This window comes from Streptomyces sp. NBC_00102 (assembly GCF_026343115.1).
Classification (GTDB): Bacteria; Actinomycetota; Actinomycetes; order Streptomycetales; family Streptomycetaceae; genus Streptomyces.
The window spans coordinates 4,039,050-4,057,448 of the sequence record NZ_JAPEMC010000001.1 but is presented as its reverse complement, the minus strand read 5'-3'; the positions used below and the strand labels follow the sequence as shown (position 1 = coordinate 4,057,448).

Annotated in this window: 17 protein-coding genes and 1 pseudogene; 10 read left to right on the top strand and 8 right to left on the bottom strand. The window is 70.9% G+C overall.

The window, feature by feature from the left end; all coding sequences use genetic code 11:
• The first annotated feature begins 138 nt into the window (after positions 1-138).
• Complete coding sequence (locus OHA55_RS18115) at positions 139-1,320, top strand: PP2C family protein-serine/threonine phosphatase (RefSeq protein ID WP_266707558.1); 1,182 nt, start codon at positions 139-141, stop codon at positions 1,318-1,320.
• A gap of 74 nt (positions 1,321-1,394) precedes the next feature.
• On the opposite strand, the gene OHA55_RS18110 is transcribed toward OHA55_RS18115, so the two are convergent.
• Both OHA55_RS18110 and hemL read right to left on the bottom strand, forming a co-directional pair.
• A complete protein-coding gene (locus tag OHA55_RS18110) occupies positions 1,395-2,084 on the bottom strand; it encodes a histidine phosphatase family protein (RefSeq protein ID WP_266707556.1) in 690 nt (229 codons plus the stop codon).
• Complete coding sequence (gene hemL / locus OHA55_RS18105; RefSeq protein ID WP_266707554.1) at positions 2,081-3,388, bottom strand: glutamate-1-semialdehyde 2,1-aminomutase; 1,308 nt, start codon at positions 3,386-3,388, stop codon at positions 2,081-2,083. The genes OHA55_RS18110 and hemL overlap by 4 nt, the downstream gene beginning before the upstream one ends.
• 284 nt (positions 3,389-3,672) lie before the next feature.
• Here hemL and OHA55_RS18100 point away from each other — a divergent pair, with 284 nt between their 5' ends.
• Together OHA55_RS18100 and OHA55_RS18095 are read left to right on the top strand one after the other, a co-directional pair.
• Entirely contained in the window at positions 3,673-4,263 is a 591-nt protein-coding gene (locus OHA55_RS18100; RefSeq protein ID WP_266707552.1) for a hypothetical protein, read from the top strand.
• A gap of 232 nt (positions 4,264-4,495) precedes the next feature.
• Entirely contained in the window at positions 4,496-4,792 is a 297-nt protein-coding gene (locus OHA55_RS18095; protein WP_266707550.1) for a hypothetical protein, read from the top strand.
• Between the two features lie 216 nt (positions 4,793-5,008).
• Here the strand turns inward: OHA55_RS18095 and OHA55_RS18090 are convergent, their stop codons facing one another.
• From OHA55_RS18090 to OHA55_RS18075, 4 genes are read right to left on the bottom strand one after another with little or no spacing between them, the layout of a single operon-like run.
• Positions 5,009-6,049, bottom strand: a complete 1,041-nt coding sequence (locus tag OHA55_RS18090) for a UDP-N-acetylmuramate dehydrogenase (protein WP_266707548.1) — start codon at positions 6,047-6,049, stop codon at positions 5,009-5,011.
• 15 nt (positions 6,050-6,064) lie between these two features.
• On the bottom strand, positions 6,065-7,105 hold the full coding sequence (locus OHA55_RS18085; RefSeq protein WP_266707546.1) for a serine hydrolase: 1,041 nt from the start codon (positions 7,103-7,105) through the stop codon (positions 6,065-6,067).
• Positions 7,105-8,406 (bottom strand): UDP-N-acetylglucosamine 1-carboxyvinyltransferase, encoded by a 1,302-nt coding sequence (locus OHA55_RS18080; RefSeq protein ID WP_266707544.1) that lies wholly within the window; start codon positions 8,404-8,406, stop codon positions 7,105-7,107. The genes OHA55_RS18085 and OHA55_RS18080 overlap by 1 nt, the downstream gene beginning before the upstream one ends.
• A gap of 5 nt (positions 8,407-8,411) precedes the next feature.
• A complete protein-coding gene (locus OHA55_RS18075; protein WP_266707542.1) occupies positions 8,412-9,137 on the bottom strand; it encodes a hypothetical protein in 726 nt (241 codons plus the stop codon).
• A 118-nt stretch (positions 9,138-9,255) separates the two neighbouring features.
• On the opposite strand from OHA55_RS18075, the pseudogene OHA55_RS18070 reads away from it, so the two are divergent.
• From OHA55_RS18070 to OHA55_RS18055, 4 genes and pseudogenes are all read left to right on the top strand, one after another.
• Positions 9,256-9,546: pseudogene (locus tag OHA55_RS18070) on the top strand (helix-turn-helix domain-containing protein); the annotation flags it as partial.
• A 180-nt stretch (positions 9,547-9,726) separates the two neighbouring features.
• A complete protein-coding gene (locus OHA55_RS18065; RefSeq protein WP_266710769.1) occupies positions 9,727-10,743 on the top strand; it encodes an XRE family transcriptional regulator in 1,017 nt (338 codons plus the stop codon).
• 79 nt (positions 10,744-10,822) lie between these two features.
• Positions 10,823-11,590 (top strand): Mut7-C RNAse domain-containing protein, encoded by a 768-nt coding sequence (locus OHA55_RS18060; protein ID WP_266707540.1) that lies wholly within the window; start codon positions 10,823-10,825, stop codon positions 11,588-11,590.
• Between the two features lie 63 nt (positions 11,591-11,653).
• Entirely contained in the window at positions 11,654-12,412 is a 759-nt protein-coding gene (locus OHA55_RS18055) for an SDR family NAD(P)-dependent oxidoreductase (protein ID WP_266707538.1), read from the top strand.
• A gap of 104 nt (positions 12,413-12,516) precedes the next feature.
• Here the strand turns inward: OHA55_RS18055 and OHA55_RS18050 are convergent, their stop codons facing one another.
• Entirely contained in the window at positions 12,517-13,710 is a 1,194-nt protein-coding gene (locus OHA55_RS18050; protein WP_266707536.1) for an RtcB family protein, read from the bottom strand.
• A gap of 272 nt (positions 13,711-13,982) precedes the next feature.
• Here OHA55_RS18050 and OHA55_RS18045 point away from each other — a divergent pair, with 272 nt between their 5' ends.
• Both OHA55_RS18045 and OHA55_RS18040 read left to right on the top strand, forming a co-directional pair.
• Positions 13,983-14,846, top strand: coding sequence for a DUF3558 domain-containing protein (locus OHA55_RS18045; RefSeq protein ID WP_266707534.1), 864 nt, complete (start codon positions 13,983-13,985; stop codon positions 14,844-14,846).
• A 181-nt stretch (positions 14,847-15,027) separates the two neighbouring features.
• On the top strand, positions 15,028-15,954 hold the full coding sequence (locus OHA55_RS18040) for a DUF3558 domain-containing protein (protein ID WP_266707532.1): 927 nt from the start codon (positions 15,028-15,030) through the stop codon (positions 15,952-15,954).
• A gap of 35 nt (positions 15,955-15,989) precedes the next feature.
• On the opposite strand, the gene OHA55_RS18035 is transcribed toward OHA55_RS18040, so the two are convergent.
• Positions 15,990-16,517, bottom strand: a complete 528-nt coding sequence (locus OHA55_RS18035) for a hypothetical protein (RefSeq protein WP_266707530.1) — start codon at positions 16,515-16,517, stop codon at positions 15,990-15,992.
• Positions 16,518-16,826: 309 nt separating this feature from the next.
• Between OHA55_RS18035 and OHA55_RS18030 the strand changes: the two genes are divergently transcribed.
• Positions 16,827-18,314, top strand: coding sequence for a DUF2637 domain-containing protein (locus OHA55_RS18030; RefSeq protein ID WP_266707528.1), 1,488 nt, complete (start codon positions 16,827-16,829; stop codon positions 18,312-18,314).
• Positions 18,315-18,399: the final 85 nt, after the last annotated feature.

Genomic DNA, 18,399 nt, shown 5'->3' with positions numbered 1-18,399 from the left:
CCGGTGACACCCCGGCCGGCGCTCCGCCGTCGGAGCGGCCCGGTCCCGAAGGCCCGTCCGGGGCGCTCCGGACACCCCCTGGTCCCGTTACTCTGCTCGCCCCCGAGCAGCACTCTGGTGAAGAAAGCCGACCGAACTGTGACGAACTACCTGGCCGTGGAACGCGCCCTGCGTACCGCCGCGCCGCACGCGCTGGTGGAGGCCGCGCGTGCGGCCCTGGCCGAGCACTACGGCGCCACGGGCATCGAACTGCTGATGGCCGACTACAGCCTGACGGTGCTCCAGCCGGTCGACGCCCCTGCGCGGACCGAGGGCCCGGTGCCGGTCAACGGCAGCCCGGAGGGCCGTGCCTTCGGCAGCCAGACCCCGTACGAACGCACCGCACCGGGGCGGGACGGAACGGTCGTGCTCCACCTGCCGGTGACGGTACGGGGCGACCGGCTCGGCGTCCTCACCGTGGGACTGCCCCGGGAGCGGCGCACGACCGCCGCCGTCCACGACCTCACCGAGATCGCCCAGCTCCTCGGCCACGAGATCATCGTCGCCGAGCGCGACACCGACCTCTATCTGCGGGCCCGCCGGGTCAGCCGGCTGACCCTCGCCGCCGAGATGCAGTGGCAGCTGCTGCCCGCCCGGGCGTGTTCGCGGCCCGAGTACGCCATAGGCGCCCAGCTGGAGCCGGCGTACGCGATCCACGGCGACAACTTCGACTGGTCCACCACCGCCGACACGCTCACCCTCACCGTCACCAACGGCATGGGCGAGGGCATCGAGGCATCCCTCCTCACCAACCTCGCCGTCAACGCCCTGCGCAACGCCCGCCGGGCCGGCATCGGCATCGCGGACCAGGCGGCCCTCGCGGACCAGGCGCTGTACGCCGAGTACCGGGGCGCCTCGCACGTGTCGACGCTGCTGCTCACCTTCGAGCTGGCCACCGGCAACGTCCAGGTGGTCGACGCCGGGTCCCCGCAGCTCTGGCGCAGGCGTGGCAAGACCGTGGAGCGGATCGACCTGGAGGCGCAGCTCCCCCTCGGCATGTTCGACGAGACCGCCTACGTGGTCCAGGAGTTCCAGGTACTCCCCGGGGACCGGCTGGTCTTCGTCAGCGACGGGGTCTACGCGGCGGGGAACCGGGCGGGCGAGCCGTACGGCGAACGGGCACTGGCCCGGGCCATCCAGGCGGCGAGCCTGCTGCACGCCCCGTCCGTGCCCAGGGCCGTGCTGCGCGCCCTGGCCGAGCACCGCGACGCGGAGCCGGAGGACGACGCGCTGGTCGTCTGCCTCGACTGGTTCGGCGAGAAGGGCGGCCCGGAGGGCTGAGCGTCCCCGTCCACGAAAGATCCCGGGGGCGGACCACGGTGAGTGGCCCGCCCCCGGGATCCGTCATGCGGCACTCAGGCGCCGAACGCCTTCGACTTGCCCTTCACCGGCTTCGCCCCGGCGAGCAGGTGCGCGGGCACCAGGTCGCGGGCGGGCTCGGAGTAGCCCACCGAGACGATCTTGTCGCCCTGGTAGGTGAAGCTGGTCAGCGAGGCGAGGGTGCACTGCCGCTTGCGCGGGTCGTGCCAGAGCCGGCGGCGCTCCACGAAGCTGCGCACGATCCAGATCGGCAGCTGGTGGCTGACGCAGACCGCCTCGTGGCCCCGGGCCGCGTCGCGCGCGGCGTCCAGCGCGCCCATCATCCGTACGACCTGCTCGACGTACGGCTCGCCCCAGGAGGGCTTGAACGGGTTGGTGAGGTGCTTCCAGTTGTCCGGGTTGCGCAGCGCGCCGTCGCCGACGCCGAAGGTCTTGCCCTCGAAGACGTTGGCGGCCTCGATCAGCCGCTCGTCCGTGGCGAGGTCCAGCCCGTGCGCCGTGGAGATCGGGGTGGCGGTCTCCTGGGCGCGCTCCAGCGGGGAGGCGACGACGTGGCGGATGTCGCGCTGGGCCAGGTGCTCGGCGACCCGGTCGGCCATCTTCCGGCCCAGCTCGGAGAGGTGGTACCCGGGCTTGCGTCCGTAGAGCACGCCCTCCGGGTTGTGCACCTCGCCGTGGCGCATCAGGTGGACGACGGTGATGTCCTGGGAACCGTTCTCGCTCATGCGGTGGCCTCCGAGGCGGCGCGGGCGGCGGCGGGCAGGGCGTCGGCGATGCGCTCGACGGCCCGCGAGTCGTGGGCGGTGGAGACGAACCAGGACTCGAACGCCGAGGGCGGCAGGTAGACGCCCTGGGACAGCATCGAGTGGAAGAAGGCGGTGTAGCGGAACGCCTCCTGCTTCTTCGCGTCGGCGTAGTTCCGGACCGGCTCGTCGGTGAAGAACACGGAGAACATGTTGCTCGCCGTGGACACGTGGTGCGCGACGCCCTCCTTGCTGAGCGCGCCGCTGACCAGGCCCTGGAGCTCGGCGGAGACCGCGTCGACCTTCGCGTACGCGGCGTCGTCGAGCAGCCGCAGCTGCGCGAGGCCGGCGGCGGTGGCGATCGGGTTCCCGGAGAGGGTGCCCGCCTGGTAGACGGGGCCGGCCGGGGCGAGGTACGCCATGACGTCGGCGCGACCGCCGAAGGCCGCGGCCGGGAAGCCGCCGCCCATGACCTTGCCGAAGGTCATCAGGTCGGGGCGGACGCCGTCGACGCCGTACCAGCCGGCCTTCGAGGTACGGAATCCGGTCATGACCTCGTCGGAGATGTACAGCGCGCCGTTGGCGGCGCACAGCTCCTTGAGCCCGGCGTTGAAGCCGTCCACCGGCCGGACGACGCCCATGTTGCCCGCGGCCGCCTCGGTGATCACACAGGCGATCTCGCCGGGGTGCGCGGCGAAGGCGGCGCGGACGGCCTCCAGGTCGTTGTACGGCAGCACCAGGGTGTCCCCGGCCTGCGCGCCGGTCACCCCGGGGGTGTCGGGCAGCGCGAAGGTGGCGACGCCGGAGCCGGCGGCGGCCAGCAGCGCGTCGACGTGGCCGTGGTAGCAGCCGGCGAACTTCACGACCTTGGCCCGGCCGGTGAAGCCGCGGGCCAGCCGGATCGCGGACATGGTCGCCTCGGTGCCGGACGAGACCAGGCGCACCTGCTCGACGGGCTCGACGCGGGCGACCATCTCCTCGGCGAGCGCGACCTCGCCCTCGCCCGGCGTACCGAAGGAGGTGCCCCGGCCGACCGCCGCCTGAACGGCGCCGATGACCTCGGGGTGGGCGTGGCCGAGGATCATCGGCCCCCACGAGCAGACGAGGTCGACGTACTCGCGGCCGTCGGCGTCGGTGAGGTACGGACCGGTGCCGGACACCATGAACCGGGGCGTACCGCCGACGGCGTTGAAGGCGCGCACCGGCGAGTTCACGCCACCGGGCGTCACGGCGGACGCGCGGTCGAAGAGCGACTGTGAAACTGGGGCTTCGTATGAATACGCCACTTTGGTCCTGATCTGCGATTCGGGGGGTCGGAGGGCTGGTGGGGACTTCGCGGCCACCGGTGAGCGAGGAGCGCGCACCCCTGTTATCACGAAAGGGCGTCAGCCCCCTCGCGTCTGCGAAACTGGGGCGTCATGGGGAAAGCTCACACATGCCATGGTGTCAGAGGCGCGCGCGGACTCGCGGGCAGGTGTTTCGCCGCACGCCTGGTGGGGAGGTCACTGACACGATGATCGGGTTGCGCGGTGGGGCTGTGTCTCCTAAGAAGTAGTCGGGTGGATGAAATATGCATCGCGGTGGCGGAGTGGGCGAAGGCACCGACGGCCTGGGGCCCGAGCCTGCGCGGCGGGGGCGGCACCGGCGCGATGCTGAACGCGTACAGGGCAGCAGACCGGTCCCGGAGACCGGCGGCGGTCCCGGGATCAGGAGCGGTGGCCGGGTGGGGGTGACCTACAAGTACTTCGGCGCCCCGGACGGGGCGACCGCCGCACGCGTGCCCATCTCGATGCGCCCGGAGGAGCTGGGCGGCGACGAGCTGGGCATGGGGGGCATGTTCACCAAGATCAAGCCGGAGACGGTGGCGGCCATGGTCCTCACCGGGATACAGGGAATCCCGCTGCACCAGGTCCCGCCGCTGGAGCTCGTCGTCCTCCACCCCGACTACGCGGTGGTGAAGCTGCCGATGACCGTGGTCGACCCCCTGCGTGACGTGGGCGAGGAGACGGTGGGCGCGGCGGCTTTCATATGGTCGACCGTCCCCGACCGGGGAGGCCCGCGCGACGCCTTCAACGTCTACCGCCTCCTCCACGAGTGGCAGGACTTCTCCGTCCGCCTGCACGACGCGGGCCACCAGGCGTACTGCCTGGTGTGGCCCTGACGCACGCGAAGCGCTGGACGCACCGCACGCACGCAAGCGACGCACTGGGCGCACCGAACGACCTGCCGGACGCACGCGACGCTCACGCGCACGCCGGGGTGCACCGGAGCGCGGCTGCTCGCCCTGCGCATCCATCAGTAGTCATCCGGCCATTCATTGGCCGAAGAACGATCTCCAGCCGGGCCCCGGAACCTGCCGACACAAGAGGACATCCGCTGAAGGAGGTCCCGCTGTGGGCGATGTGCTGCCGATCCTGTCCGTCCCCGCCGTGGTCCTCGCCAGTGGCGCGTACGCCGTGGGCGCGAGCTGGTGGCGCCGGCGCCACCCCTCCCCGCCCTCCCCGTACACCCACCAGGCGCTCCGCCTGGCCGGGGAGCGGACGCTGGTCACGGCCCAGGAGATCCTCGACGACGCGTACGCGGCGTTCGGGCCGCTCTACGCCCCGCCCGTCGCGGGCGCGGACACCCACGGCACCGGCCCCGGCGCGCGCGTCACGGCCCGGAGCTCCGACTCGGCCCCGCAGGTCTGACACGGACAAGATCAGCAGTGCTCGCCGCCGAACGGGCTTCGTCCTAGAACCGTGCGATCTGGAGTTCCCACCGAGCTCACCCGGTCCGGTCGGAAAACTGGCGGCTGAATCTCTCCTCGCTCGCGTGCCGCGACCGGCAGGGTCAGGGACCTTCGCTTGGATCGCTTCGGGCTCTGGTTCATCACGTGGGCCGCCCCGCTACGGCTCCCTGGTCAACTACCGCTTAGCTCTGCCGCTCATGGGCACGACGGGTTCAGGCCGCAACTGGATGCCGTACGTGCCATGAATCTCGTCGGCCAGCATCCGGAGAGCCTCGCTGAAGGCATGGGACGTGGCCCCATGGCGGACGGTCAACGTCAGACTCCGGACAGTGGAGCAGTACACGCCCAGCCCGACTCTGCTGCCGGGTCGGTGTCCAGCCTGTTCCACGAGCCATCCGGCACTCGCCCACAGCTGACCTGCCTGATCACGGCGGACCGGACCACCAGCAGCACGGACAGCGGTGGCCTGCGCGCGGTCAACTACCGGGTTCAGGAAGACCGAGCCCGCCTGACGGGCGTCAGGGCCGGAAGCCGGCAACGCCAGCCCGCGATTCGACCGGTCTGCAATCACCGCATGGGCGGCCTCGGCAAGCGGCGGCCGAGCCCCGGGGGTAACGTCCAGGGCCGTGGCCAGGTGTTGATACAGGACGGGAGCTGCCCACACGCTTCGGATGAGACGCAGAGTGATCGCGAGGATCGTCCATCGGCCGGGACAAGCTTTGAAGATGCTGGTGCGGTAGCTGAAACCGCAATCCTCAGGACTGAGTTCAACGGTGTGACCGCGCAACCGGTCGTGAACGGTGATGCGGACGAGGGTGTCGGACATCTGTTGGCCGTATGCCCCGGTGTTCTGGACGGGGGCGGCGCCGCAGGTGCCCGGAATACCACCGAGGTACTCGATGCCGGACAGCCCCTCGGCGACGCTGAAGGCGACGAGCGACGCGAGTGGTTCTCCTGCCTGGGCAACCACCTCGATCAATCCGTCACCGAGGGGGCGCGCGGTGATGCCCCGGGTGGCCATACGAAGAACAGTGCCCGGGTAACCAAGGTCGGCTGCCCGGGTGTTACTTCCACCGCCGAGCACGAAGAACGCCGAATCGTCATCGCGCAGAGCGCGGGCGAGATCGGGCCAGGCAGCGGGGTCGGTATGGGTAAGGAACCGATCGGCAGGTCCACCGAGACGCAACGTGGTGTGGTCGGCAAGGAGCTCGCCCATGGGGGCCTCCTTTGGTCAGGTGGCAGAGACAGTCTTGATCGCGAGAGCGCGGAGCGGTGCAATGCGCGTGCGGGCGTTGCCGTGATAAACGGCGTTGGTGCAGAGGACGAGGTAGCGGCCGGTGTCGGGGGCGAGGTAGAGGCTGGTACCGGTGAAGCCGTGGTGGTAAGCCACGCGTCCCCCGGCGGCGAGGATCCAGGACAGGCCTCGATCCAGGCCCGGCTCGATCGGAGTCTGGGGAACGAGGCTGTCCTGCAGCCACGAGCCGAGCGCCGTCTCGTCACCCCCTACGTGGGCGGTCAGCAGCCGCTGCGCGTAGACGGCAAGGTCGGCAGGGGTGGAGAAGACACCAGCATGGCCAGCGACGCCACCGAGAAGAACTGCGTTGTCGTCATGGGCCGCGCCCCAGATGCGCGGGGCGCCGGGGATGCGCTGCTCCGTTGGCGCGACCTGACGAGTACGGGTAACGGGCCCGAATACGGTGTCGTTCATGCCGAGGGCGTGCCACAGGCTGTCGGTGAGCTGGTCGAGCGAGCGGTGGCGAAGGTGAGTGAGAGCCAGGCCGAGAAGAATGTAGCCGCGGTTGATGTACCGGTGCTGTCCTGACGTGTCTTCGAGGGGCTCCCGGCACAGAAGTTCATGCAACGGTAGTTCTGCGCCGCGGTAGTGATCGAGGCGAGTGGAAGCCCGCAGCCCCGAAGTGTGGGCGAGAAGCTGGCGGACGGAGGGCTCAGCGCTGGGCGTCTCGCTGCGCATCGGAGGCAGGAAGTCGCGGATCGGTGCGTCCAGGTCAAGAAGGCCATCCTGGAGAGCCTGACCGATCAGAGGCCAGGTGGCTACCACCTTTGTCAGCGAGGCGATGTCGTACGCAGTGTGCCGGTCAGGCTCCGCGTCGCCGCACTCGAATGCGATTCGGCCGGCGGACAGGAACCTGGGGACGGCGTCCAGGGTGCCGAAGGCGAGCACACCACCAGGGGTAGCGCCGTCCGCAACGACCTGCTCGAGAGAGTCCTGGAGTCGAGCGGCGTCTTCGGCAGTGAACGGGACAACAGACATCAAGGGCCTCCGGGGGTCGTTGCGATGACGGCTCCCAGCGTGGCGAGGTTGTCCAGGAGGTTGCCGTAGCCGCGCCGGAGGTGGTAGATCCCCCGGATCGTAGAGGTCCCGTCTGCTGCAAGGGCGGCAATCAGCAGAGAGGTCACCGCGCGAATGTCGGCGGCCTCCGCGTCCGCACCGCGCAGTCGCACGGGTCCTCGAATCCGGATCAAGGAGCCGGAGGAGGAAATGTCTGCGCCGAAGGCGCGAAGTCCCCTCACATGGGTGTCACGCTGCGGGTAGACGCGCTCGGAGATCAGCGAGGCCCCTTCGGCCTGCGTGAGCATGGCGCCAAGCTGGGGCGCGCTGTCGGTGGGCAGCCCAGGGTGCGGCCCCGTCGCCGTTTCCACCCCACGCAACAGTCCAACCGGAGAGGAGCGAACTCCGCCGGAGGCTTCGTCGTCGGTCAGGACGAGTCCGGCCCGGGACAGGGCGTCCGTCAGCCCTGTCGGGAGATCGCCGACGCTGATGTTGTCGAGATGGACGCTCCCCCCGGTCGCGGCCCCGGCCATCATCATGGTCGCTGCCTCGATGCGGTCGCCTGCCACGGCAAAAGTGCCTCCGCCCACGCTGTCGCTACCCGTCACGTGCAAGCCGTCCTGGTCTAAGGCGATGTGAATCCCTCGCGCCTGGAGAAACCGGGCAGTCTCGGCGACCTCCGGCTCGATGGACGGATGGGTGATCAGGCTCGTTCCCGGCGCACGAGCGGCGAGCAGCATCGAGGTCACTGTCGCCCCAAGGCTGGGTCCGAACGGCGTGTTCACATCCACGGTGAACGGCCGCACTCCTCGGCTTTCGCATCGGGCACTGATGCCACTTCCGCTCAGTGTCAGATCGGCGCCGGCGGCCTGCATCGCCGCAAGGTGTCGGTCGATGAAGCGAGGGCAGAAGGCGTCGCCTCCGGGGTAGGGGAAGGCTACCTGTCCGGTCCGGGCGAGTACCGCTCCAGCCAAAACGGCGGTCGTTCGGACCTTGCGGCCGAGTTCAGGATGGATGATCGGGCGCATGTTGCCTCCCTGACTCACCATAAAGCGGCCCGCTTGGAGGTCGACATGCGCGCCCGTGTGCCGGAGGATCCCAGCGCACACCTCGGTGTCGAGAATCGCCGGAGCACCGGTCAACGCGAGAGGGGCGTCGGTCAAGAGCGCGGCGGCATACAGGTGCAGGGCGATGTTCTTGCTGCCCTGCACGGTAACGCGTCCGACCAGCGGCCGCCCGCCGACCACTTGGACCAAGGTGCCGGGTGCGCTGACTGCGTTCATGGCTGTCACCGGACCCGGGTACCGGCAGGCAGGAAGCCCCCGATGTGATCGCGCGGGTAGACCACCGTTCCCGGCCCGATCAGCGTGCCCGGCGACAGAACGGTTCCGGCCGGCAAGGAGACCTCGTCGCCGATCACTGCGCCGAACTTCGTCTGCCCGGTGAGAATCCGCTGCCCGCCAAGGTTGATCGAAATCTCCTCGACAGCCGGTTCCGCAATCGGTCCACGATCACACCGCAGTCCGGTCGTGGAGCAGAACGAGCCGAGGTTGACTCGGCGTCCGATCACCGAGTCTCCGACGAAGCAGGGGTGCTTCATGAAGACGTAGCCCGTCAGCAGGCTCCGGGTAACCTCCGCGCCGAAGCCGATCCTGCACCCGGGTCCGATGACGCTGTTGTCGCGAATCAGCGCTCCAGCCGCGACAACAGTGCCCGTGCAGATCAGGGCCGGGCCGACGACCTGTGCGCCCGCCTCCACGCGGGCACCTGCCTGCACAATGACGTCACCCTGCAGCAGGGCCCCTTCTTCGACGACACCGCAGTGCTCGTCACGAAGCCCGGCCGCGGCACTGGAGAAGAGTTCGACCATGGCGGCCTTGATACCGAAGACGCTGGAGCACTCCAGCAGGCTGGTGACGCGGGAGCCGAGATCGTCGGACCGGAAGTAGTAGCCGGGGGTGAGGCGAACATCGCCGGCTGCCGTCGGAGACGGAGTGGAAGGCACGGGTTGCATCGGAACCTCCGCGAGGAGAAGAGCCGACGGCCTGGTCGGCCGACGGACTTCGACGATCGCCGCTGCATGCCCGGACAGGGAGAGGTACCGCTCTGGCACGCAATCCCGTTTGCGTCTCATGCAAAGCCCCTGCCCAAGCAGGCGTTTCCGGGGCTACGGTCGGGGCGGGGCCATCTCGACCATCCTTCAGAGACGGGGCATAGATGCGATTAACAGGGCGCACGAGACCTACGGGGCCGATGTGAAGCCCGGGGATCTCGTCCGGGAGACTCGACAGGCCAAGGGACTGACTCTCGCCGAACTGGGAGAACTGACCAGGTTCTCCGCCGCCCAAGTCTCCCGCTACGAGCGCGGCATCTCACCCCTTACAGACGTGGACGTGCTACGAACCTTCGCGGATGCCCTGGACCTTCCGCATCAGGCATTCGGCCTGGTTCCGCCGGCGCCACGCTCCGATACACGACACGGCCAGCGGATCGCCGCAACCACGACCTTCCCCCGGCTGCCCGGCCCTAGGGTGGTCAGCCTGATCGGCTCAGAGCGCGAGGACGGTGAAGATCCGGTGCGGCGGAGGAAGTTACTGGCGGGCATGGCGGCCGCGGCAGCGGCGACTGCGGTATCCCCCGGTTCAGGGAACCGGTCGGCCCACGCGGACGAGGGAGTCCTCGGTGATCTGCTGGTCGCCGGGATCAGGGACGCGATGCTCGGCCTGGGCGGCTTCGGCCCCGCCCTGCCGGCAGGGGGACTCTCCTCCGACTTCACCCGTGCTCTCGCGGACTTCGACGCCTGCCGGTACTCGGGCCTCACCGTACGGCTGCCCCGCCTGATCCGCGCCGGTCACGCGGAAGCCTCCACCGGCGCTCCGGACAGCTGCGGCCTGCTCGCCAGGAGCTACCTTCTGGCCACCCGCATGCTGATCAAGATGGACGAGCAGCAGCTCGGCTGGATGGCTGCCGACCGCGCCCACGGGCTCGCCACGGCCGGGGGCGACGCCCTCGCCGTCGCGGAGTCCGCCCGCCAGCTCGCTGTCCTCGCACGCAAGGCGGGGTGGCACACGGAGGCGCTGTCGATCGCCCTCACCGCAGCGGACCATCCCGATCTGCGGGCCGTCGGCCGCGCCGGCACGGCGGAACGCGGACTACTCATCCAGTCCGCCGCCTACACGGTCGCCCGGCGTGGCGACCGCGACGGCATGCGGGAACTCACCGATGAAGCCGCGGCCATCGCCGAGGAACTCGGCGGGGCGACGCTACTGCGTGACCACGGGGGCGGCTTCAGCCCACTCACCGTGCGGCTGCACCGCATCTCCGCCGAGAATCACGCGGGCGACCCGTTGGCCGCTCTCGCCGCGGCCAGGACCGTCTCTCTGAAGGCGTTGCCCAGCGTCGAACGCCGGTCCCGCTGCCTCACCGACGTCGCCACGGCCCTCGAACGGCTGGGGCGCCGCCAGGACTGCGTCAGGACGCTCCTGTCCGCCGAGCACCACGCTCCGGAGGAGACCCACGCCCGGCCCGCCGTGAAGTCGCTCGTCTCGTCGCTCCTGGTGTCCGGCCCCACCGGTACGGAGCTGCGCAGTCTCGCCCGGCGCAGTGGCGTGCTGGTCTGAGCTCCGCCTCGTGGGTGCCTGGCCCGCCCCGCCCACAAACTCCTCGCTCCGCCGCCCTGCCCGGTGACATCCTGGGCGGGTGACCAAGCCTCCCGTGTCCAGGCCGCCCGCGACCAAGCAGCGGATCACCGTCGAAGTGGCCCCCGAGTTGCGGCTGTTCGTCGCGCACGAGCGGCGGCAGGGGGTGACCGCGCTGGCGACGGACGGGGTGTCGACGCTCGGGCACGTCGTGGAGTCGCTCGGGGTGCCGCTCACCGAGGCGGGGGCGCTGGTGGTGGACGGGGCGGAGGTGGCGGTGTCGCACGTCCCGCGTACCGGGGAGCACCTGGCCGTACGCGCGGTGGAGCGTCCGCAGCGGGTGCCGGGAGCGCCGTTGCGGTTCCTGCTCGACGTGCATCTGGGCACGCTGGCGCGGCGGTTGCGGCTGCTCGGGGTCGACGCGGCGTACGAGAGCGAGGACATCGGGGACCCCGCGCTGGCGGCGCTCTCCGCGCGCGAGCGGCGGGTGATGCTGTCACGGGACCGCGGGCTGCTGCGGCGGCGGGAGCTCTGGGCGGGGGCCTACGTCTACAGCGACCGGCCCGAGGAGCAGCTCCGTGACGTGCTGGGGCGTTTCGCGCCGGTGCTGGTTCCGTGGTCGCGCTGCACCGCGTGCAACGGGCCGCTGCGGGAGGCCGACAAGGAGGCGGTGGCCGACCGGCTGGAGCACGGCACGCAGGCGGCGTACGACGTGTTCGCGCAGTGCACGGTCTGCGAGCGGGTGTACTGGCGGGGCGCGCACCACGGACACCTGGAGACGGTGGTCGCGGACGCGGTGCGCGAGTTCGGCGGTCCGGACGCCGCCTGAGACCGCCGGGCGGGGTCTGCCTATCCTGGCCGGGTACCGGTCACCTGTCCGAGGGAGTTCGTCATGGCCGCCACCCCCATCGCCGTCATCACCGGTGCGAGCAGCGGCATCGGTGCCGCGACCGCCCGCCGGCTCGCCGCCGAGGGTTACCGCGTGGTGCTCACCGCCCGCCGCAAGGACCGGATCGAGGCGCTGGCCGAGGAGATCAACGCGGCGGGCCACCAGGCGACCGCGTACGCCCTGGACGTGACCGACCGCGCGGCGGTGGACGAGTTCGGCACCGCCTTCGCGTCGCTCGCCGTGCTGGTGAACAACGCGGGCGGGGCGCTCGGCGCGGACCCGGTCGCCACCGGGGACCCGGCGGACTGGCGCCAGATGTTCGAGACGAACGTCGTCGGCACCCTCAACATCACCCAGGCCCTGCTGCCGGCCCTCACCGCGAGCGGCGACGGCACGATCGTGGTGCTGACGTCGACGGCCGGCCACGGGACGTACGAGGGCGGCGCGGGCTATGTCGCGGCCAAGCACGGCGAGCACGTCCTCGCCGAGACGCTGCGGCTGGAGATCGTCGGGACGCCGGTTCGGGTCATCGAGATCGCGCCCGGCATGGTGAAGACCGACGAGTTCGCCACCAACCGGTTCCGGGGCGACACGGAGAAGGCGGCGAAGGTGTACGCGGGCGTCGACGCCCCGCTCACCGCCGAGGACGTGGCCGACACCGTCGGCTGGGCCGTGACGCGTCCCAGCCACGTCAACATCGACCTGCTCGTGGTGCGCCCGCGCGCCCAGGCCTCCAACAGCAAGGTGCACCGCACGCTCTGAGGAACGACTGCGCGCCCACCGGCCCGGCCCGTGGGCGCGCACCCCGTCCCAGCCCCTGGCGTTCGGCCCTTGACGTTCAGCTCCTGACGTTCAGCCCCTGGCGTTCAGCCCTTGACGCAGACCAGCTGCTTCAGCTTGGCGACGACCTCCACCAGGTCGCGCTGCTGGTCGATGACCTTCTCGATCGGCTTGTAGGCGCCCGGGATCTCGTCCACCACCCCGGAGTCCTTGCGGCACTCGACGCCCCGTGTCTGCTCCTCCAGGTCCTTGGTGGTGAAGCGGCGCTTCGCCGCCATCCGGCTCATCCGCCGGCCGGCGCCGTGCGAGGCGGAGTTGAAGGACTTCTCGTTGCCGAGGCCCTTCACGATGTACGAGCCGGTGCCCATGGACCCGGGGATGATCCCGTACTCGCCGGAGCCCGCCCGGATCGCGCCCTTCCGGGTGACCAGCAGGTCCATGCCGTCGTACCGCTCCTCGGACACGTAGTTGTGGTGGCAGGAGATGACCGGGTCGAAGGCGACCTTGGCCTTGCGGAACTCCTTGCGGACCACGTCCTGGAAGAGGCCCATCATCACGGCGCGGTTGAACTTGGCGTACTCCTGCGCCCAGAACAGGTCGTTGCGGTAGGCGGCCATCTGCGGGGTGTCCGCGACGAAGACCGCGAGGTCGCGGTCGATCAGGTCCTGGTTGTGCGGGAGCTTCTGGGCGATGCCGATGTGGTGGTCGGCCAGTTCGTTGCCGATGTTGCGCGAGCCGGAGTGCAGCATCAGCCAGACCGAGCCCGCCTCGTCGAGGCAGAACTCGATGAAGTGGTTGCCGCCGCCGAGCGTGCCCATCTGCCGGACCGCCCGCTGCTGGCGGAACTTGACCTCGTCCGCGATGCCGCCGAACCGGCCCCAGAAGTCGTCCCAGCCCGCTGCTCCGACTCCGGGCAGTGCGGCGGGGTCCACCAGCTCCTCGTGCATCCCGCGCCCGACCGGGATGGCCTCCTCGATGCGGGAGCGCAGCCGGGAGAGGTCGCCGGGGAGGTCGTTGGCGGTCAGTGACGTCTTCACCGCGGACATACCGCAGCCGATGTCCACGCCGACGGCGGCGGGGCAGACCGCGCCGTGCATGGCGATCACCGAGCCGACCGTCGCCCCCTTCCCGAAGTGGACGTCGGGCATCACGGCCAGACCCTTGATCCACGGCAGGGTCGCGACGTTCCGCAACTGCTGCATCGCCACGTCCTCGACCGACGCGGGGTCGGTCCACATCCGGATCGGCACCTGCGCGCCCGGCATCTCCACGTACGACATGATTCCTCGTTTTCCCCCGACGGAGTCCGACAGAGCCCCGCAGAAGCCCCGCGGAAGCCCTTCGGAGCCTCGACGGGACAGACGGACGGGACAGACAGCAAAACGGCCCGAGAGGGCCCAAAAGACATAAAACGCAAAACCGGTGCCAAGGTCGGCAAACATCTCGGCCGACCGGCATTCACAGCCGCACGTGCGATACACATTGTGTCCACCGGCCGCCCTCGCGCGGCAACCCGTTTTCGTACCGAAGGGGGCCTGGGACCTTGCGACCCATGGCGTACGTTCCCGGCATCGCGCTTCTCGCGGCGCTGGTCACCGGCTGCACCGGAGGCTCGGGCACCGAGGACGCCACCACCGACGCGAAGCCCGGCAGCCCCACCGTCTCGGTCGCACCCCCCGGCAAGTACCAGACCCTGCCCGAGGCCTGTCGGTCCGTGAGCACCGGCACGCTCAAGCAGCTCCTGCCGGGCCTGGCCGATCTCCCGGCGGACCAGCAGAAGGCCGCGTACGGGGGCAAGGCGTCGGTCACGTACGACACCGACCGCAAGGGCGGCTGCACCTGGCAGTCGCGCACCGCGGACTCCACCCGGACCCTGGTGGTCGACTTCGAGCGGGTCGTCTCCTACGACCCCTCGGTGAGCGACGAGGACAGCGCCGCCACGGTGTACGGCAAGAAGGCGGAGGCGGTCGGCCTGCCCGCGCCCTCCCCCTCGGCCGACGACCCGGCCGACGGCCCGGAGAGCGGCTCGGACGGCGGCTCCGCGTCGCCCTCCGCGACCGCGTCCCCGTCCGCCGGGGACGGCGTGGCGCCCCAGGGCTCCGCCTCCCCCACGACCCCCGCGACGCTGAACCCGACCGGAAACGACACGGGGGGCGACGGTGACGGCGGCGCGACCCTCGCGCCGCGGACACTGAAGAACCTCGGAAATGCCGCATTCCTGGACGATGCACTCGAAGGTGGAGGTTCCGCTCCGCAGCACCGCACCGTCAGCGTGGTCTTCCGCACATCGAACGTGGTCGTCACCGTCCGGTACGCCGAGGAGACGACCGACGCCGCCGAGGTGCCGGAGAGTGCGGAACTCCAGGAGAAGGCCCAGGCACTGGCCCGCGGACTGGACGAGAACATCAACGAATAGACCCGCTCCACGGGCGCCGGGGGGACCCGCGAGGGCCCCCTCGCGAGCGGCCGGCGTGGCCGCGCGTATTCCGCGTCCGTCGTACGGTGGCTCTCCGGAACACGCACCCGCACCGCCCGACCCCGGGAACGCCCGCCCGACCGCACGACCGCGATCGCCGTCCCGTCCGAGTGAAGGAACCATGCACCGATCAGCCCCGCGCCTGTCCCGCATACTCCTCTGCGCCGCCGTCCCGGTGATGCTCGTCGCCGCCGGCTGCTCGTCGGACTCCGGCGACGCGAAGGAGAAGAGCGCCGGCTCCGGCTCCACCGCCTCCGGTTCGTCGAGCGCCGCCGCCTCCGCGAGCCCCACCGTGGAACCGGCGAAGTTCGCCGGGCTGCCCGATGCGTGCAAGGCGGTCTCCGCCAAGACGGTCAAGAAGCTCGTGCCGTCCGCGAAGAAGGCCTCGGGCACCCTGGGCAAGTCCAGCGACGAGGACGCCCGGAGCAGCTGCTCCTGGAACGGCCTGGACGACAAGGGCGTCAAGGGTTCCGTCTACCACTGGCTGGACATCGGCCTCGTCCGGTACGACTCCGAGGAGACGCTCGGCAGCGGCGCGGACCGCGCGACCACCGACTACACCAAGTCGGTCGCCAAGGCGCAGGCCGCCGAGGGCGCGAAGTCGCTCAAGAGCGCGCCCGTCTCCGGCATCGGCGACCAGGCCACCGCGATCACGTACACCCTGAACAAGACGAGCGAGGACTTCTCCTACGCGACGATCGTCGTGCGTACGGCCAACGTCGTCGTCTCGGTGAACTACAACGGCACCGGCTACGCGGGCGCCAAGGCCCCGTCCGTCGCGGACATCACGGCCGGCGCGCAGACCGCGGCCAAGGAGGTCGTGGCGGCCGTCGGCGGCGGTACGGGCGGCAGCACCGATTCCGGGTCGGCGAGCCCGAGCGCCACCACCAGCGCCAGCCCGAAGACGAGCAGCAGCAAGAGCGCCGCCGCGAGCGACAGCCCGAAGACCAGCAGCAGCGAGAGCGCCGGCTCGGACGACGAGGGCACCACGGACTCCGACTCCGGCGCGACCGCCAAGGCGACGCCCAAGGCCACGACGAAGTCCTGACGCCCGAAGGGGTCTCCGTCAGGTCAGGAGACTCCTCAGGCCCCGCTCCGGGGTCCGGCTGCTTCCTGGGAGCCGGACCCCGGAGGCGTGTCCGGGCGCCCTCCGGCGAGCATGGCGCGCATCGGCGCGTCCCACCGCACCACGTCCGGCGCCGTGCGCTCCGTGAGGACGGCCAGCAGCCGCACGCGGTCGGGACACGAGAAGAACGTCATGCCCAGCGAGGTGCGGGTCCCGTCGGCGCCCTCGAACGTCAGCGACTCCACGCCGGGCTTCCTGCCGGACCCGGGAATACGGCCGGACACCGAGCGCAGCCTGTCGAGATTGAAGGAGACGGTCCGCAGAGGCTGTCGCACGGTGACGGTATCGGGGGTGACGGTGACGCCGAATCCGAAGCGGACGGACACGAAGACGGCCAGGAGCATCACTGCCCCACCGACGAAAATCCACCGTTCGAGCACCCCGCCGTTCACGAACGCCCTGAAGGCGGCAGGCACGAGGAAGAGGCCGGCGAGGGCCGTCGCGCGGAGGGCACGGGGGCGTACGGAGACGACGTCCGAGTTCATGGGTCATCACCAGGGCTGCTCGTAGGGACCGAGAGGGCCATGGGCGCCCTGTCGCGACCACAGCGTAGGTCCGCACGGAACCGATCCCCTCGGCCGCTCCCAAGTCGTGACCGAAAATCGCCCCCGGGCCAACGTCCCAGCCCAGAGCCCCCTTTGCGGAATCCGGGACTCCCCCGGGACGCCCCCGCGCACGGCCCTCCCGGCCTCCCCGCGCATCACGCCTCGTACGCGTGTGCCAGGCTGGGCACCGCCGGATGTCGGAAGCCGGGCGGAGAACAGAGGTCGGGGAGGGGATCGCGGGTGGCCGCGATGCAGCTCACACGCACGCACCGAGTACTCATCGGGCTCGTCGTCGCCGGAGCGGCGATCATCGCCGCGATCGGTTTCGCGGGCTCGTACGCAGCCGTGCGCGAACTGGCCCTGGAGAAGGGGTTCGGGAACTTCTCCCTGGTGTTCCCGATCGGCATCGACGCGGGCATCTGCGTCCTGCTGGCGCTGGACCTGCTGCTGACGTGGCTGCGCATCCCGTTCCCGCTGCTGCGTCAGACGGCTTGGCTGCTGACCGCGGCGACCATCGCGTTCAACGGCGCGGCCGCCTGGCCCGACCCGCTCGGCACCGGCATGCACGCGGTGATCCCGATCCTCTTCGTCGTCGCCGTCGAGGCCGCCCGCCACGCGGTGGGCCGGATCGCCGACATCACCGCCGACAAGCACATGGAGGGCGTGCGCCTCACGCGCTGGCTGCTCTCCCCGGTGCCCACGTTCAAGCTGTGGCGGCGCATGAAGCTCTGGGAGCTGCGCAGTTACGAACAGGTCATCAAGCTCGAACAGGACCGGCTGATCTACCAGGCCCGGCTGCAGGCCCGTTTCGGCCGCGGCTGGCGGCGCAAGGCCCCGATCGAGGCGCTGATGCCGCTGCGGCTCGCCAAGTACGGCGTACCGCTCGCCGAGACCGCCCCGGCGGGCCTCGCCGCGGCCGGGATCGAACCGGTGCTGCTGCCGCCCGCGCCGAAGCCCGAACTCGCCCCCGGTGACTTCACGGAGCACGCGCAGGGCACCGAGCGCCGGCAGGACGGGGCGCCCCACCCGCAGCAGCGGGACCTCCCGCCGCGCGCGGCCCTGCCGCAGCAGCGGAACGACGGCGCCCGGGGCGGGTACGTCCAGGGCGGTTACGTCCAGGACGACGTGCCGCCGGACGTGTACCCCCAGGACCCGTACCCGCAGGGGCCGTACCCGCAGGACACCGTCCAGCAGGAGCGCGGCGACTGGGTTCCGGTGGACCCCGACCCGGAGGCGCAGGGCAGCCCGTGGTTCGCGAAGCCGCCGTCGGACCAGGAGTACCAGGGCGGCTACGACCCCGACTACGAGGACGTCGAGCGCACGCCCGCCCAGGTGCCCCTGGGCCCCGGCGGCCGTACCCGCTCGCTCGGCAACGTGGGCACCATCGGCGCCGTCCCGCAGCAGCGCGGCGCCCAGCAGCAGGCCGACGCCGACGAGGACGCGCGGGAGGCCGTCCAGGAGGCCGAGGAGACCGTACGGGAGGCCGAGCGGGCCGAGCGGGCCGCGTCGGCCGAACCGGAGACCGCCGAAGACGCGGAGTACGCCGAGATCGCGTACCAGGTCTTCCGTACGTTCGTCTCGACGAACAGCGGCTACCCCAGCATCGACGTCCTCGCCATCCACCTCGCCGACGGCCAGAACGTCCACCACCCGCGCAGCGCCGCCCTGTTGCGCCGCCTGATGCCGGAGTTCAAGCAGCGCTACGACGCCGAGCTCGCGGCCGACCACATCGCCTGAGCGGGAAGCACCGAGCACCGGAAGCACCGAGTACGAGAAGCGGGCCCCGCGCACCGAGCGCGGGGCCCGCGGCCGTCGTGTTCCG

Coding starts and splice junctions, on each gene's coding strand:
- OHA55_RS18110 (WP_266707556.1), bottom strand. CDS start 2,084: ATGAGCGAGAACGGTTCCCAGGACATCACCGTCGTCCACCTGATGCGC.
- OHA55_RS18100 (WP_266707552.1), top strand. CDS start 3,673: ATGCATCGCGGTGGCGGAGTGGGCGAAGGCACCGACGGCCTGGGGCCC.
- OHA55_RS18090 (WP_266707548.1), bottom strand. CDS start 6,049: ATGGGCGAGCTCCTTGCCGACCACACCACGTTGCGTCTCGGTGGACCT.
- OHA55_RS18085 (WP_266707546.1), bottom strand. CDS start 7,105: ATGTCTGTTGTCCCGTTCACTGCCGAAGACGCCGCTCGACTCCAGGAC.
- OHA55_RS18080 (WP_266707544.1), bottom strand. CDS start 8,406: ATGAACGCAGTCAGCGCACCCGGCACCTTGGTCCAAGTGGTCGGCGGG.
- OHA55_RS18075 (WP_266707542.1), bottom strand. CDS start 9,137: ATGCAACCCGTGCCTTCCACTCCGTCTCCGACGGCAGCCGGCGATGTT.
- OHA55_RS18065 (WP_266710769.1), top strand. CDS start 9,727: ATGGCGGCCGCGGCAGCGGCGACTGCGGTATCCCCCGGTTCAGGGAAC.
- OHA55_RS18055 (WP_266707538.1), top strand. CDS start 11,654: ATGGCCGCCACCCCCATCGCCGTCATCACCGGTGCGAGCAGCGGCATC.
- OHA55_RS18050 (WP_266707536.1), bottom strand. CDS start 13,710: ATGTCGTACGTGGAGATGCCGGGCGCGCAGGTGCCGATCCGGATGTGG.
- OHA55_RS18045 (WP_266707534.1), top strand. CDS start 13,983: ATGGCGTACGTTCCCGGCATCGCGCTTCTCGCGGCGCTGGTCACCGGC.
- OHA55_RS18040 (WP_266707532.1), top strand. CDS start 15,028: ATGCACCGATCAGCCCCGCGCCTGTCCCGCATACTCCTCTGCGCCGCC.
- OHA55_RS18035 (WP_266707530.1), bottom strand. CDS start 16,517: ATGAACTCGGACGTCGTCTCCGTACGCCCCCGTGCCCTCCGCGCGACG.
- OHA55_RS18030 (WP_266707528.1), top strand. CDS start 16,827: ATGCAGCTCACACGCACGCACCGAGTACTCATCGGGCTCGTCGTCGCC.